Origin of the sequence: Cupriavidus sp. U2, assembly GCF_009663685.2 — a bacterium.
GTDB lineage: Bacteria > Pseudomonadota > Gammaproteobacteria > Burkholderiales > Burkholderiaceae > Cupriavidus > Cupriavidus necator_C.
In genome coordinates this window covers 378,530-391,559 of the sequence record NZ_RCOG02000012.1, presented here as the reverse complement: position 1 = coordinate 391,559, position 13,030 = coordinate 378,530, and the positions used below count along the sequence as shown (strand labels likewise).

14 protein-coding genes and 1 tRNA gene are annotated in these 13,030 nt (G+C 64.7%); 6 read left to right on the top strand and 9 right to left on the bottom strand.

The window, feature by feature from the left end; all coding sequences use genetic code 11:
• Positions 1-52: 52 nt before the first annotated feature.
• Together D9X30_RS11965 and D9X30_RS11960 are read left to right on the top strand one after the other, a co-directional pair.
• The gene (locus tag D9X30_RS11965; protein WP_153946777.1) at positions 53-520 is read left to right on the top strand and encodes a hypothetical protein; all 468 of its coding nucleotides are present in this window, start codon (positions 53-55) and stop codon (positions 518-520) included.
• Entirely contained in the window at positions 517-1,005 is a 489-nt protein-coding gene (locus D9X30_RS11960) for an RES family NAD+ phosphorylase (RefSeq protein ID WP_153946776.1), read from the top strand. The genes D9X30_RS11965 and D9X30_RS11960 overlap by 4 nt, the downstream gene beginning before the upstream one ends.
• Here D9X30_RS11960 and D9X30_RS11955 read toward each other — a convergent pair.
• From D9X30_RS11955 to D9X30_RS11945, 3 genes are all read right to left on the bottom strand, one after another.
• Positions 998-1,810 carry a transporter substrate-binding domain-containing protein gene (locus D9X30_RS11955; protein WP_092594904.1) on the bottom strand — a complete coding sequence of 271 codons (813 nt, stop codon included), beginning with the start codon at positions 1,808-1,810 and terminating at the stop codon, positions 998-1,000. The genes D9X30_RS11960 and D9X30_RS11955 overlap by 8 nt on opposite strands.
• Positions 1,811-2,016: 206 nt before the next feature.
• Positions 2,017-2,925, bottom strand: a complete 909-nt coding sequence (locus D9X30_RS11950) for a glutamate/aspartate ABC transporter substrate-binding protein (protein ID WP_153946775.1) — start codon at positions 2,923-2,925, stop codon at positions 2,017-2,019.
• A 116-nt stretch (positions 2,926-3,041) separates the two neighbouring features.
• On the bottom strand, positions 3,042-4,319 hold the full coding sequence (locus D9X30_RS11945) for a D-amino acid dehydrogenase (RefSeq protein WP_153946774.1): 1,278 nt from the start codon (positions 4,317-4,319) through the stop codon (positions 3,042-3,044).
• Between the two features lie 183 nt (positions 4,320-4,502).
• Between D9X30_RS11945 and D9X30_RS11940 the strand changes: the two genes are divergently transcribed.
• Together D9X30_RS11940 and paeA are read left to right on the top strand one after the other, a co-directional pair.
• Positions 4,503-5,465, top strand: a complete 963-nt coding sequence (locus tag D9X30_RS11940) for a LysR family transcriptional regulator (protein ID WP_153946773.1) — start codon at positions 4,503-4,505, stop codon at positions 5,463-5,465.
• A 97-nt stretch (positions 5,466-5,562) separates the two neighbouring features.
• Complete coding sequence (paeA, locus tag D9X30_RS11935; RefSeq protein WP_153946772.1) at positions 5,563-6,888, top strand: polyamine export protein PaeA; 1,326 nt, start codon at positions 5,563-5,565, stop codon at positions 6,886-6,888.
• A 30-nt stretch (positions 6,889-6,918) separates the two neighbouring features.
• On the opposite strand, the gene D9X30_RS11930 is transcribed toward paeA, so the two are convergent.
• From D9X30_RS11930 to D9X30_RS11915, 4 genes are all read right to left on the bottom strand, one after another.
• Entirely contained in the window at positions 6,919-7,371 is a 453-nt protein-coding gene (locus tag D9X30_RS11930; protein WP_153946771.1) for a hypothetical protein, read from the bottom strand.
• A gap of 153 nt (positions 7,372-7,524) precedes the next feature.
• A tRNA-Ser gene (locus D9X30_RS11925) sits at positions 7,525-7,614 on the bottom strand.
• 84 nt (positions 7,615-7,698) lie between these two features.
• Positions 7,699-9,006 carry a serine--tRNA ligase gene (gene serS, locus D9X30_RS11920; protein WP_153946823.1) on the bottom strand — a complete coding sequence of 436 codons (1,308 nt, stop codon included), beginning with the start codon at positions 9,004-9,006 and terminating at the stop codon, positions 7,699-7,701.
• Between the two features lie 143 nt (positions 9,007-9,149).
• The gene (locus D9X30_RS11915) at positions 9,150-10,496 is read right to left on the bottom strand and encodes a replication-associated recombination protein A (protein WP_283780786.1); all 1,347 of its coding nucleotides are present in this window, start codon (positions 10,494-10,496) and stop codon (positions 9,150-9,152) included.
• A gap of 230 nt (positions 10,497-10,726) precedes the next feature.
• Here D9X30_RS11915 and D9X30_RS11910 point away from each other — a divergent pair, with 230 nt between their 5' ends.
• Together D9X30_RS11910 and D9X30_RS11905 are read left to right on the top strand one after the other, a co-directional pair.
• Positions 10,727-11,410, top strand: coding sequence for a hypothetical protein (locus D9X30_RS11910; protein WP_153946770.1), 684 nt, complete (start codon positions 10,727-10,729; stop codon positions 11,408-11,410).
• A gap of 160 nt (positions 11,411-11,570) precedes the next feature.
• Complete coding sequence (locus D9X30_RS11905) at positions 11,571-11,741, top strand: hypothetical protein (protein WP_194946480.1); 171 nt, start codon at positions 11,571-11,573, stop codon at positions 11,739-11,741.
• A 50-nt stretch (positions 11,742-11,791) separates the two neighbouring features.
• On the opposite strand, the gene D9X30_RS11900 is transcribed toward D9X30_RS11905, so the two are convergent.
• Positions 11,792-12,226 (bottom strand): hypothetical protein, encoded by a 435-nt coding sequence (locus tag D9X30_RS11900; RefSeq protein WP_153946769.1) that lies wholly within the window; start codon positions 12,224-12,226, stop codon positions 11,792-11,794.
• Between the two features lie 61 nt (positions 12,227-12,287).
• Positions 12,288-12,923 carry an outer membrane lipoprotein chaperone LolA gene (gene lolA, locus D9X30_RS11895; protein WP_153946768.1) on the bottom strand — a complete coding sequence of 212 codons (636 nt, stop codon included), beginning with the start codon at positions 12,921-12,923 and terminating at the stop codon, positions 12,288-12,290.
• Positions 12,924-13,030: the final 107 nt, after the last annotated feature.

Below are 13,030 nucleotides of genomic sequence, written 5' to 3'. Positions count from 1 at the left end.
GCGACAGGTTGGCAGTTTTCGTCTTACGGGAATGATGCAGACGGAGGTGGTCATGAAGATGAAGGAAACGTACCTGCAGGTCGACGACCTGTCGGGAAACGGCGGCGACGCGCCCGGGGCAGGCGCCATGCAGGACGACGTCCCGGCGCCGCGTATCAAGGCAAGCGAAGTCGTGGCGCTGGCGCGGGACATGGGGGTATCGAAGAAGAAGCTCATCCGGGCGCTGGGGTTCGACCGGGGGGAGATCCTTCACAAGGCCTATAGCGACGGCTATCTCGATTCAACGCAGAGCGAGCTGGTGATCCACTTCCTCGGGATTATCGCCAAGGTCAATGAGCTCTACTTCGACGGGACACCTGACGCCCTGTCATTGGTGGCTCGCCGGGAGATGGCGAGATTTCTTGACTGGCGGCCATTCACTCTGGGATGTCGGCGGGCGTCGGGCTACTTCAGCTCGCTGGAAGGCCAGGCGCTTGTCAAACAGGAGATCGTTGCTGATTTTTTTGGAGTCTGCCCATGATCACGGCATGGAGAATTGCCTCGGAAACTCCGTCCTACACCGCGGACGACATCAGCGGCGCGGGTGCCTCCATGGACGGCGGGCGCTGGAATAGAACTGGATCAGCGGTGCTCTATTGCACCAGTTCTGTGGCGCTGGCCTGCCTGGAAACGCTGTCGCGTGCGGGAGAAGGACAGATTCCAGCAAATCGGTATCTCGTACAAATCGATATACCCGACGACATCTGGCATCAGGCACGCCACTTCCCGGCCGACTCCATCCCGGTCGGCTGGGACGCCGTGCCGCCAGGCAAGACCAGTCACGACTTTGGCGAACAATGGATTGCCGAGGCCCGGTCGGCAATCCTGGTCGTGCCGTCGGTGATCGCGCCAGAGGAATGCAACATCCTCATCAACCCGTATCACGTTGACTGGCAGCGCATCCGGAGCCGGAAGCTCCGCAAGTGGGTCTACGACTTCCGGCTGTTGCGGCGGCTCTTTACTTGAGCGGCTTGGTCACGTCCGAGCCGAACCACTTGTTCGACAGCTTGGCCAGCGTGCCATCCTTGCGAAGGTCGTCCAGCGCCTTGTCGATGGCTGCGGCGAACTTCGGGTTGTCCTTGCGGAACGGGATGGCCACTTCGCTGTTGGCACCCGGCAGCACGGCACCGGGGCGCAGCGGCAGGTTGGCCTGCTTGATCAGGTAGTTGACCATCAGGCGGTCATTGAGCGCAGCGTCCACGCGCTGGGCGGCCAGATCGCGCAGGTATTCGGGAGCGCCCGGGTAGGTCTTGACGTCGATGCCCGGCACGGATTTGGCCAGGTCGTTGTAGTTGCTGCCCAGGCTCACGCCCAGCTTGTGGCCCTTCAGCGCGTCCAGCGATGCAAACTCGCGCTTGTCGTCCTTGCGCTGGATCAGTTGGGCGGCCGAATAGACGTACGGCGTCGAGAAGTCCAGCACCTGCTTGCGCTGGGGCGTGACCGAGACCTGGTTGACGATGATGTCGAACTTGCCGGCTTGCAGGCCAGCGATGATCGCGCTCCATTCGGTCGTCACAAATTCGGGCTTTACGCCGAGCTTGCCGGCCACGGCGCGCGCGACTTCGACATCGAAGCCGTCCAGTTCGTTGTTGGCGCCGCGATATCCGAACGGCGGGTAGGTTCCTTCCAGGCCGACCTTGAGCACGCCCGCCTGTTTGACCGTGTCCAGCAGGTCGGCGGCTTGCGCAGCCGTCGCGGCAAGGCCAGTGGCGCCAGCTACCAGGGCGGTAGCCAGCAGGGACTTGAACCAACCCGATCGAATCGTTCGCATATGTTCTCCAGTGGGATGCGGTTTGCGTGCCGGTGCCCCTTTTGAGGGAAATCCGACGGCTCTATGAGCCTATAACGGGCTCCAAGGTACCGCAAATACTATCGATGGCGAAATAACGATTCGATATGGCTATATAACCAATTCTGCACAGCGGGCGGCCCGCCCTATCCGAAAGGCGGGTGGCGGGCCACCGGCTGGCTGGCGACTTACTGGAATGCCTTGTCGTTCGGCTCGGCAAACAGCTGCTTCATTTCCGGCGACAGCGCGTAGTTCATATTGATGTTGCGCGGCGGGATCGGCTGCAGGAACCACTTGGTGTAGAGCTTTTCGGCACGGCCGCTCTTCTGGATATCGCTCACCACGCCGTCCACGAGCTTCTTGAACGACGGATCGTCCTTGCGGAACATGCAGGCATAGTTCTCGGTCTGCAGCGGCGTACCGGCCACGACCCAGTCGGCGGCGTTCTTGGCCTTGGTGCGTTCGCCATACAGCAGCGGTTCGTCCATCACGAACGCCACGGCGCGCCCCGATTCCAGGATCAGGAAGGCCTGTCCATGGTCCTTGGCGCTGGTCAGGTTCATGTTCATGCCTTCGCCATTCATCTTCACCAGTAGGCGCTCGCCGGTGGTGCCAGCCGTGGTCACCACGTTCTTGCCCTTGAGCTGCGGGAAATCGGTCACCCCCGAGTCCTTCTTCGTCAGCATGCGGATGCCATAGATGAACAGGCTGTTCGAGAAGGCCACCTGCTTCTGGCGCTCGGTGTTGTTGGTGGTGCTGCCGCACTCGATGTCGATCGTGCCGTTCTGTACCAGCGGGATGCGGTTCTGCGACGTGATCGGGGTCATCTTGACCTGCAGGTTCGGCATGTTCAGCGTCGATTTCACCTTGTCGACAATGGCCAGCAGGTAGTCGTGCGAATAGCCCATCACCTGGTTGCCATCCGAATACGAGAACGGAATGGACGATTCACGATATCCCAGCGAAATCACACCGCTGTCCTTGATCTTCTTGAGCGTGTCGCCATCGGCGGCGTGGGCGCCGGCGGCGGCGCCGGCCAGCACGGCGGCAGCCAGCAGGCGGTGGATGGGGGTCGAACGGACAGACAGTGACTTCATGGTTCGCTCCTTCAAGGGGCTTGGTTTAATAGACTTCAGACTTGAGGCAATCTCACTACCCAACGTACTGCTCAACTTCCAGTACAACCCGTGTTGCGTCCGCCTGGCCCAGGGCCTCAGGCCGCCGCTGCACTGAAATCTTCCGCGTCGATGGCCGGCGTGCGGCCTGCCAGCCGGTCGGCCAGCAGGCCCGCGCTGCCCATGGCCAGCGTAAAGCCGAGCGCGCCATGGCCCAGGTTCAGCCACAGGCCGCGCAGGCGCGATTCGCCGATCATTGGCAGACCGGTCGGCGTGGCCGGGCGCAAACCGGCCCAGGGCTGCAGCCCATCGAGGTCGGCGCCGTTCATCACGTTGCCGAACACCGCGCGCGTCTGCGTGACCAGCGTCTGGGCCCGCTCGCGGTCGATGACCGCGCCGCCGCGCACGATATCGGCCATGCCTGCCACGCGCAGCGTATTGCCGATGCGCGCGTAGACGATCTTGTTAGCGAAGTCCGTCACGCTGATGTGGGGGGCCCGCGCGCCATCGGCAATCGGCACCGTGATGCTGTACCCCTTGAGCGGCCACAACATCGGCCGGATGCCGGTCGGCTTGAGCAGCGGCACGCTGCCGATACCGCCAGACACGATCACCACATCGGCGACGATATCGCCATGATCGGTGCGCAGTCCGGTCACCCGGTCGCCGCTGCGCACCAGTTCGGTCACCCGCGTGCCGAACTTCAGCGTCACGGCCGGGTTGCCTTGCAACAGATGGGCCAGCGACACGCAGAACAGGTGGCAATCGCCCACTTCCTCGCTCGGCGTATAGATGGCCCCGGCGATGTCCTGACGGATGCCCCCCAGCGCCGGCTCCAGCGCCACGGTGGCATCACGGTCCAGCGCCTGCTGCTCGCAGCCCAGGCTGGCCTGGTAGTCCAGCAAGCGGCATGCCGACGCGTACGCTGCCGCGTCGCGATGCACCACCAGCTTGCCGCGCCGCGCAAAATCGAATCCGCCACCCTCCTCGCGCGCCTCGGGCCGGTTCACGAACGCCTGCATCAGGTCGCGCGAATAAAAGGCCAGCCGCAACAGCTTGCGCGTGGTGGCCTCGCTGGTCGTGGCATTGCACGCCTGCACGAAGGCCATCAGCCAGCGCCATTGGTCCGGGTCCATCGACGGCCGGAAGCGCATCGGCGAATCGCGGTCGAGCAGCCAGCCCGGCACCTTCGACAGCACGCCCGGCCCCGCCAGCGGCGCCACATAGCTGTAGCTGAGCTGGCCCCCATTGGCAAAGCTGGTTTCCTCGCCAGGACCGTCGTGGCGTTCGACCACCGTCACCTCATGGCCATCATTGGCCAACCGCCACGCGGTAGTCATGCCCACCACCCCGGCACCCACGATCGCTACGCGCATCTGACTTCGCCCTTGCCTTCCCTTTCAAACGATGGGGCAGAGCGTAGAACACTGCGCACGGCTTGCCCAATGCCAATACGTGCCAGAATATGTCTCCAGGCTATAGGTAGCGCCACCCGGGTCTACCCGTAGTGCAAGGCACCATTTTTCGCACCAAACCGGACTTTTTCGGGCACTACAACGATGCGTCTGCGTCAGATCGAGGTTTTTCGCGCCGTCATGCTGACCGGCACCGTCAGCGAGGCCGCGCGCCTGCTCCATGTCTCGCAACCCGTGGTGACGCGCGTCCTGCAGCATGCCGAGGCCTCCTTGGGCTTCCGGCTGTTCGACCGGCAGCGCGGCCGGCTGCAGCCTACCCCCGAAGCCCTGGCCCTGTATGGCGATGTCGAAAGGCTATATGGCGAGATCGAACGGGTGCGGCGCGTGTCCGAAAGCCTGCGGCACAAGGGCGCGGGCCGCCTGCGCGTGGCCGCCACGCCCAGCCTGGCCAACCCGCTGCTGGTGCCCGCCGTGCGCCGCTTCTGCGCGCGGCACCCCGACACCCAGGTGCAGGTGCTGACCCACCACACCAACGAAATCGTCGCGGCGTTGCTGGCCAACCAGATCGACGTGGGTTTCGCGTTCTCGCCGCCCCGGCACGAGGCAATATCGAGCGTGCCAGTGGCCACCGGCCGCATGCTGCTGGCCGTTCCGCGCGCCCAGCCGCTACCGGCCGGCGGCAAACGCGGCGTGGTGCCGATCCGCAAGGTGCTGGAGCGTCCGTTCATCGGCTATGACGATGACAGTTCGCTGGGCCTGCTGGTGCGCCAGACACTGGCCCGCCATGCGCTGGAGCCCCATTCGACGCTGGAGGTGCAAACCTATTCGCTGGCGCTGGCCCTGGTGGACGCCGGCCTGGGTCTGACGTTACTGGACCAGTACACGGCGCTCAGTGCCAATCCGGCCAATGTGGCGTTGCACGATGTCCAGCCCGAGCTGGGTTTCGAGATCCAGATGCTGCGCGCCAGCCATCGTGGCGCGTCGAGCCTGGTGGACGACATGCATGCCCAGTTCGCCGCGGCGGCCCAGGCCCTGGATGCCACGCTGGATCACAGGCTGGAAGCCCCGGCCGCGCAGTTCGACGCGGCGGTCCGGCAGGCGCCATGACATCGAGCAAACGCCGGACAGACATTGCGCAGACAATTGACAGCGCACCACGGCGTACACCATCATCAATCCGCCCCGACGGGCGCGTGACCTTCCTATGTTCGTCCTGACCCTAGTCCTGCTGGTGCTGGTGAGCGCGTTCTTCTCGATCTCGGAGATCGCCCTGACCGCGGCCCGGCGTACCAAGCTCCAAGTCCTCTCCGATCGCGGCGATCGCCGCGCCACCAAGGTATTGCTGCTCAAGGAAGAGCCCGGCAACTTCTTCACCGTCGTGCAGATCGGCGTGAACAGCGTGGCGATCCTGGCCGGTATCCTGGGTGAGAAACACGTCTCCGACCTGCTCTTCGACGCCCTGCTGCCATGGCTCAGCCCCGACATCGCCCAGCGCGTGGCCAATATCGGATCATTCCTGGTGGTGACGCTGCTGTTCATCCAGTTTGCCGACCTGATTCCGAAGCGCGTGGCCATGACCTTCCCCGAGACCTGCGCGGTTCACGTGATCGGTCCGATGCTGACGATGCTGAGGCTGTTCAAGCCCGTGGTGTGGGTGTTCAACGCGGCCGCCGACGCGATGCTCAAGCTGCTGGGCATTCCGACCAAGCCCGTGGACCAGATCACGACCGAGGACATCGCGGCCATGGTCGATGCCGGCGCCGAGGCCGGCGTGCTGCACAAGCACGAGCTGCACCTGATCGAAAACGTGTTCGAACTGGACTCGAAACCGATCACCGCGATCATGACCCCGCGCGACGACGTGGTATTCCTGACGCTCGACGAATCGGCCGACAGCGTGCGGCGCAAGCTGGTCAAGCAGCCGCACGCGCAGTACCCGGTCTGCGGCAAGACCATCGACGACGTGCTTGGCTGCATGGATTCCAAGGACATCCTGCAATTGCTGCTGGCCAACGAGAACGCGTCGGTGCTGGACGACATCGGCAAGCACTACGACAAGAACGTGCTGGTGATCCCGGACACTCTGACGCTGTCCGAGTCGCTGACGCGCTTTCGCGAGATGCACGAGAGCTTTGCCGTGGTGATGAACGAATACGGACTGGTGGTGGGGATCGTCACGCTGGACGACATCGTCGGCGCGGTGATGGGCGACATCCTCTACTCGGCCGAGGACGAACAGATCGTGCGGCGCGACGCCACGTCGTGGCTGGTGGACGGCCTGACGCCGCTGGTGGACCTGAAGAAAGCGCTGGAACTCGATACGCTGCCCGGCGAGGACTACGTCGACACCGCGGCCGGGCTGGTCATCTATTCGCTGAAGCGCATCCCGAAGAAATCGGAGTCGATCAGCGTGGCGGGCTTCCGCTTCGAGGTGCTCGACATCGACCATCACAAGATCGACCAGTTGCTGGTGTCGCGGCTGGGCGCACAGCAGGGTCAGGCCGGAGAACCGCCGCGGGGCCTGGCCTGACCGGGCCGCCTGCCGCTCGCCGTGCCAGGCTCAGCACTGGCCGCGCAACTGCTGTTCGCGCAGCCGCCGGTATTGGTCGCTGGCCTGCTCGATCGACTGCCGCGTGTGGCGCTGCTGCATGTCGGTTTCCAGCGCACGCATCTGGTCGGCAATCGCACCGCACATCAACGCTTTCGAGGCGGGCTGCTGCTGGGCGGCGGCCTGATCGGCCTGCGCGGCCCTCGCCTTGTTGGCAGCCCGTGCCTGGGCGCCGCTGTCGAGAATCGACTGCTCCTGCTGAAGCACCGAGTCATCCTTGCCAATCGTGGAGAAATTGCCACCCATCGAGCTGGTGACGTTGGCATAGCCGGCCGGGCAGGCGGCCGACTCGGTATAGAGCGTGCTGGCGCCCTTCTGGCATTTGGTCGTGGCAAGCGCCTCGCCGCCGGCAAGCGCGGCCAGCATGGCGATGACCATTACGAAACGTCCCCGAACCGCGTGCATGTCGTTACCTCTGTTGTTGTTTGCACGCAAGGTAACACGGCGGATTCGAACGCACAAAAACAAAACCGACGTCTGTTTTCACAGTACGTCGGCTTGAGTTTTACTACGCTGTTTTTGTCTGCCGGTGGTCGAATCAGTCAGCAGCTTCTTGTTTGGCGGAGAGGGTGGGATTCGAACCCACGGTACCGTTGCCGGTACGCCTGATTTCGAGTCAGGTACATTCGACCACTCTGCCACCTCTCCGGTAACTTGGTCGTTGCGTTAGCAGCGAAACCAAGATTATAGGGACATTGCCATCTGCTGCGCAAGCCCCTTTGTACAAATTTTTTACGCTTCCGGCTCCAGGCGCTCGATGCCGCCCATGTACGGCTGCAGCGCCTTGGGCACGGTGAGCGAACCGTCGGCGTTCTGGTAGTTCTCCAGAATGGCCACCAGCGTGCGGCCCACGGCCAGGCCGGAACCGTTCAGCGTATGCACCAGTTCCGGCTTGCCCTGGCCGGCGCGCGCACGGGCCTGCATGCGGCGGGCCTGGAAATCGCCCATGCTGGAGCACGAGCTGATCTCGCGGTAGGTGTTCTGCGCCGGGATCCACACCTCGATGTCATAGGTCTTGGTGCTGCCGAAGCCCATGTCGCCGGTACACAACACCACGGTGCGGAACGGCAGTTCCAGCTTCTTCAGGATCGCCTCGGCGTGGCCGGTCATCTGCTCCAGCGCGTCCATCGACTGGTCGGCCGGCACCACCTGCACCATCTCGACCTTGTCGAACTGGTGCTGGCGGATCATGCCGCGCGTGTCCTTGCCGTACGAACCGGCTTCCGAGCGGAAGCACGGCGTATGGGCCACGAAGCGCAGCGGCAGCTTTTCGGCCGCGACGATCGCATCGCGCACGATGTTGGTCAGCGGCACCTCGGCGGTCGGGATCAGGTAGAAGTTCTCGATCGTGTCCTGGCCGTCCTCGCCACCCACCTTGCGCGGCACCTTGAACAGGTCGTCCTCGAACTTCGGCAGCTGGCCCGTGCCACGCATCGACGCGGCATTGACGATGTACGGCACATACATCTCGGTGTAGCCGTGTTCCAGCGTGTGGGTATCCACCATCAGCTGCACCAGCGCGCGATGCATGCGCGCCACGCCGCCGCGCAGGAACGAGAAGCGCGAGCCGGTCACCTTCGAGGCCGTCTCGAAGTCGAGACCCAGCCGGGCGCCGACGTCGACGTGGTCCTTCACCTCGAAATCGAACGTGCGCGGCGTGCCGACGCGGCGCACTTCCACGTTCTGGGTTTCGTCCTTGCCCACCGGCACGCTCTCGTGCGGCAGGTTCGGGATCGACATCATCGCGTCGTTGAGCTGGCTCTGGATCTGCGCCAGGCGCTCGGCCGACGCCTTCAGCGTGTCGCCGATGCCGGCCACTTCGGCCATCGGGGCCGAGGCGTCCTCGCCCTTGCCCTTGAGCATGCCGATCTGCTTGGACAGCGTGTTGCGGCGGGCCTGCAGGTCCTCGGTCTGGGTCTGCAGCTGCTTGCGTTCGGCCTCCAGGGCCTGGAACGTGGCCACGTCGAGTTGAAAGCCGCGCGTGGCCAGGCGCTGGGCCACGGCGTCGATGTCTTTACGGAAAAGCTGGATGTCGAGCATGTTGCAATCGGTGTGCAGTGCCGGCGACATGCCGGCGAACGCGACATTTTACTGCACCGGCATGGCCGCACAGCACCGAATCTGCCCGGATTTCCTGTGCTTTTCGGGCGTTCGGCGCCGGACCCTGTCCGCGAACGGCCCGCTCAGCCCTTGTTGCCGTCTTCCGGCTTGCCCCGGTTATCCCGGTGCCAGGCGGCGTCCAGGTCGCGCAGATGGCGCAGTTTGTCGGCAATCTTGCCCTCCAGCCCGCGCGGCGTGGGCTGGTACCAGTCCTGGCGGCGCAAGTCATCCGGCAGGTAGTGCTCGCCGGCCGCATAGGCCTCCGGTTCGTCGTGCGCGTAGCGGTAGGCGTGGCCGTAGCCCAGTTCCTTCATCAGCCTGGTCGGCGCGTTGCGCAGATGTACCGGCACCGGGCGCGACTTGTCCTTCGACACAAAGGCACGCGCCGCGTTGTAGGCGTTGTAACCGGCATTCGACTTGGGTGCGACGGCCAGATAGATCAACGCCTGGGCCAGCGCCAGCTCGCCTTCGGGCGATCCCAGCCGCTCGTAGGTTTCGGACGCATCGAGCGTGATGCGGGCGGCGCGCGGATCGGCCAGGCCGATGTCTTCCCATGCCATCCGCACGATGCGGCGCGCCAGGTAGCGCGGATCGGCGCCGCCATCGAGCATGCGGCAGAACCAGTACAGCGCGCCATCGGGGTCGGAGCCACGCACCGACTTGTGCAGCGCGCTGATCTGGTCGTAGAACGCGTCGCCACCCTTGTCGAAGCGCCGCAGGTTCTCGGACAGCGCGCTGCCCAGCAGGGCCGTGTCGATCGTCTGCACGCCGGCGTTGCGCGCGGCGCGCGCCACGATTTCCACGTTGTTGAGCAACTTGCGCCCGTCGCCGTCGGCCGACGCGACGATCAGGGCCATCGCCTCGTCATCCCACTGCACACCGCCCAGTTCCTCGCTGGCGCGCTGCACCAGCTGCTTCAGCTCGGACTCGTCCAGGGTCTTGAGCACGTAGACCGCGGCCCGCGACAGCAAGGCGCCGTTGACCTCGAACGACGGGTTCTCGGTGGTGGCGCCGATAAACACGAACAGCCCGCTTTCCACATGCGGCAGGAACGCGTCCTGCTGGCTCTTGTTGAAGCGATGCACTTCGTCCACGAACACCAGCGTGCGGCGGCCATGGGCGCGGTACTGTTCGGCACGCTCCACCGCCTCGCGGATGTCCTTGACGCCCGACAGCACGGCCGACAGCGCGATGAATTCCGCGTCGAACGCATTGGCCATCAGCCGCGCCAGCGTGGTCTTGCCCACGCCGGGCGGGCCCCACAGGATCATCGAATGCGGTTCGCCCGATGCAAAAGCCACGCGCAGCGGACGGCCTTCGCCCAGCAGGTGCTGCTGGCCCATGACTTCGTCGATATTGCGCGGGCGCAGGCGCTCGGCCAGGGGCTGTCGGGAACGTTCAGGAGGGTCGGAAAACAGCGAATCCGCCACGGTACGGGAGCCTTTGTCGTGTGGTAGCGCCGCCACAGGCGGCACGGAACGCCACAGTGTAGACGATCGGGGCCGGCGCGATAGGTTTGCGTGCGCCCCTAAAATCGGCTCCGGATCTGCCGATAACGTCCAATGGCCCGCGTTTCATGCACGCGGGAAGGTCGACGCCGGCACAACGACCGGCGGCTCACTTCAGAACCACTCACTGTTTGCGAAATTCGGGGATTTGTATGCTGCGATACCGCATGCTGATGTTCAAGCTGAACCGGCTGGCGAACAAGAACAAGCTCAACGGCGTGGAAGAGATCTCGCTGGCTGGCCAGTTTGCCGAACTGATCGAATCGCAGGAAGAAGCCGATCAGGTCATCACCGACCTGTTCGAGCATGAGAACGCGCACGTGCGCCGCATCGGCCTTGCAGCCATCCGCCGCTCCCGGCGCTACGGCGGCCGCCTGCTGCAGGCGGCGCTGCTGCGTCGCATGATCGACGTGGAAGGCTGGATCCGCCACGACGCGGTCTGGATTGTCCAGGAAGCCGACATGGACGGCGCCGAAGTTCGCGCCTCGCTGCGCCGCATCGCCGCCAATGTCAAGCTGCCGCAGGACGCCGTGCGCGCCAAGCAGAATCCCGCCGACGGCATGCTGCACGCGGCCGTGCGCGCCCGCCAGTACCTCGATGTGCTGATTGCGCGGTCAGCGGCCGCTCACAACGAGGCGCTCGCCGCTGGTGGCGGGCTGGCCGGCGCCACCGATGGCAAGCCATATGCCCAGGATTCGGTCGGTCATATCCGTGCCGTCCACCGCCAGTTGCAACGCAAGCTGGCCGGCCGCAAGCTCAAGAGCAGCACCAAGCTCAAGTTCCGCAAGGTGGAACCGCGTTACGACGAAAACGACAACCGTCGCTTCCTGCTCTGACGGGATCGCGGTGGCGTCATTGCGCGGCGCAGCAATGAGCGCGCTCGTGGGCCGATCTGAATTCTTTTGAAATCGGGCGCGCCGGGATGGGGGCGCCGTACCATGGCTGGCAGCCGGCGCGACCGCACCGGCCTGACCGGATCAGGAGGACACCACTGCCATGGCCATCACCACCCGCATGCGCAAGAAGAAGCAGTACAAGAAAGCCGTGCTGAAGCTGCGCGCCGCCATCAAGCGCGGCAACGAAGAGGCGATCCGCATCCGGCGCGAACAATTGCAGGCGCTTCCAAAGCCGCGCCAGCGTTACGCCCGCGAGTCATTGTCGGCGTAGGGGCCAGCCTCACGGGCTGCCCCTGGCGCGTCAGCGGCGCACGTAGCCCGTCAGCCCTTGGCCCGTTCGGTCAGGGTCTTCATCGCATCCGCGGGCAGCGGCCCGTGGCAGTTGCGCTCGCCATTGGCCTGCCCGACGATCAACCAGACCTTGTCGGGGGAGCCCGCGGGGTGCAGCACCCATGCCGGGCCGCGCGCCGTGTTGCTGGCGGGCAGGTCTTCCAGCACGCCGTTGTGCGGAGACTGCAGCAGGGTGGCACATTCCCCCTGCCCGATGCGCGTGGCCTTCAGGAAGTCGGAATTGCCCAGCACTTCGGGCAGCGCAGTGTCCGAGCCGCGCAGGAACGCATCGACGTCGAACTTGCTGGCCTGGCTGTGCGCGCAGGCGGACAGGACCAGTGCGGCGGCCAGCGCGCCACCCGGGGCGGCCAGGCGGGATACCGGGCGCAGGCTCGGCAGTCGGGGGAAGGCGGGGGCGTCTTTCATGGCTGTCCTCTGGCGTCTTTCTGGCTCTGTTTCGCGCTGTGTGTCCTCTCGGGCTCCCGCCTTACTGCTTCATCACGTCGGCACCCTTGGGTACCGTGAAGCGGAAGGTATCGGCCGGCAACGACGGATTCTTCTGGATGGCCGTGAATGTCAGCAACGTGGTATTGCCGAACGCGTCGCGCAGCTCCATCGCCTCGAGGTTTCCGCTCTTGAAGCCAATGCCGATGCGCTCGAACTGCGTGTCCTTCGACTTCGGCGTCAGTTCCAGCCATTCCACGCCATCGCGCGTGGCGCCGTTCTTCACGTCAAAGTTCTTCGACAGGTCGTTGCTGCCGAACAGGATGGCCGCCGGGCTGGAGCCCAGCGCGTTGTCCAGCTTGCGCTCGGTGACCTGGTTCAGGTCCTTGTCGTAGATATAGAGCGTCTGGCCGTCGGCCTGCAGCAGCTGGTCATAGGGCTTGGTATAGCGCCAGGTGAACTTGCCCGGACGCGAGAAAGCGAAGGTGCCGCTCGACGTGCCGGCCACCTTGGCGTCGCCCCCCTGCCCCTTGATCTGCTTCTGCGTGAATTCGCCCCGGGCGCTCTTCACACTGGTCACAAAGGTCTGCAGCTGGTCGGTGGCAGCAGCGTGCGCGGCAGGCACGGCGGCCAGCAACGCCAACGACGCGCACAGCGGCGCGAGAATGCGATGTCGCATGGATCGTTCCCTTACGATTTGGCTGATGTCCGATTAGAGCACGCCCCGGATTGGCAATTCCGCGACAGGCTGTGACGGGCGTAACGGTATATTACCCGTCACTTCAG

Coding starts and splice junctions, on each gene's coding strand:
- D9X30_RS11960 (WP_153946776.1), top strand. CDS start 517: ATGATCACGGCATGGAGAATTGCCTCGGAAACTCCGTCCTACACCGCG.
- serS (WP_153946823.1), bottom strand. CDS start 9,006: ATGCTCGACATCCAGCTTTTCCGTAAAGACATCGACGCCGTGGCCCAG.
- D9X30_RS11950 (WP_153946775.1), bottom strand. CDS start 2,925: ATGAAGTCACTGTCTGTCCGTTCGACCCCCATCCACCGCCTGCTGGCT.
- D9X30_RS11905 (WP_194946480.1), top strand. CDS start 11,571: ATGGCCATCACCACCCGCATGCGCAAGAAGAAGCAGTACAAGAAAGCC.
- D9X30_RS11940 (WP_153946773.1), top strand. CDS start 4,503: ATGCGTCTGCGTCAGATCGAGGTTTTTCGCGCCGTCATGCTGACCGGC.
- paeA (WP_153946772.1), top strand. CDS start 5,563: ATGTTCGTCCTGACCCTAGTCCTGCTGGTGCTGGTGAGCGCGTTCTTC.
- D9X30_RS11930 (WP_153946771.1), bottom strand. CDS start 7,371: ATGCACGCGGTTCGGGGACGTTTCGTAATGGTCATCGCCATGCTGGCC.
- D9X30_RS11910 (WP_153946770.1), top strand. CDS start 10,727: ATGCTGCGATACCGCATGCTGATGTTCAAGCTGAACCGGCTGGCGAAC.
- D9X30_RS11955 (WP_092594904.1), bottom strand. CDS start 1,810: ATGCGAACGATTCGATCGGGTTGGTTCAAGTCCCTGCTGGCTACCGCC.
- D9X30_RS11965 (WP_153946777.1), top strand. CDS start 53: ATGAAGATGAAGGAAACGTACCTGCAGGTCGACGACCTGTCGGGAAAC.
- D9X30_RS11945 (WP_153946774.1), bottom strand. CDS start 4,319: ATGCGCGTAGCGATCGTGGGTGCCGGGGTGGTGGGCATGACTACCGCG.
- lolA (WP_153946768.1), bottom strand. CDS start 12,923: ATGCGACATCGCATTCTCGCGCCGCTGTGCGCGTCGTTGGCGTTGCTG.
- D9X30_RS11900 (WP_153946769.1), bottom strand. CDS start 12,226: ATGAAAGACGCCCCCGCCTTCCCCCGACTGCCGAGCCTGCGCCCGGTA.